This window comes from Bacillus sp. AFS059628 (assembly GCF_002571225.1).
Lineage (GTDB): Bacteria > Bacillota > Bacilli > Bacillales > Bacillaceae_G > Bacillus_A.
This window is the reverse complement of sequence record NZ_NVEC01000124.1, coordinates 1-568: the sequence shown is the minus strand read 5'-3', so window position 1 is coordinate 568 and position 568 is coordinate 1. Positions and strand designations below refer to the sequence as shown.

At 37.3% G+C, this 568-nt stretch carries 1 protein-coding gene; it reads left to right on the top strand.

What is annotated here, in order from left to right; translation table 11 throughout:
- On the top strand, positions 1–568 hold a 568-nt coding region (locus COL05_RS29555), incomplete at both ends, for a non-ribosomal peptide synthetase (RefSeq protein ID WP_142337725.1).

The window sequence follows — 568 nt, the reverse complement described above, 5'->3', positions numbered from 1 at the left end:
AGAGAGAATGTATCGAACAGGAGACCTTGTGAGAATGTTACCTGATGGAAATATTGAGTTTTTAGGAAGAATTGACCATCAAGTGAAAATTCGTGGTTTCAGGATTGAACTGGGTGAGATAGAGAGTCAACTTCTAAAACATAAGGAAGTAAAAGAAGCTGTTGTTATCGCAAGAGAAGATAGTAATAATCATCAATATTTATGTGCTTATTTTACTTCCGAAATATCGAAGGGTGAGACTAGGGTTCAAGAAATTCGAAAGTTTTTGGCAAAAGAGTTACCAGAGTATATGATTCCTGCTTTTTTTGTTCAGCTAGACAAGCTACCACTTACTACAAATGGGAAAGTGGATCGAAAGGCTTTACCAAGTCCTGATGAAAGTTCGGTTGCAGGAGTAGTAGAGTATGAGGCGCCAAGGAATACAGTCGAAGAAAAGCTTGTATCCATTTGGCAAGATATTTTAGATATAGAAAACATAGGAATTCAACACAACTTTTTTGAAATTGGAGGCCATTCACTGAAAGCGACTACGATGGTTTCTAGAATCCATAAGGAACTTATGGTGGAG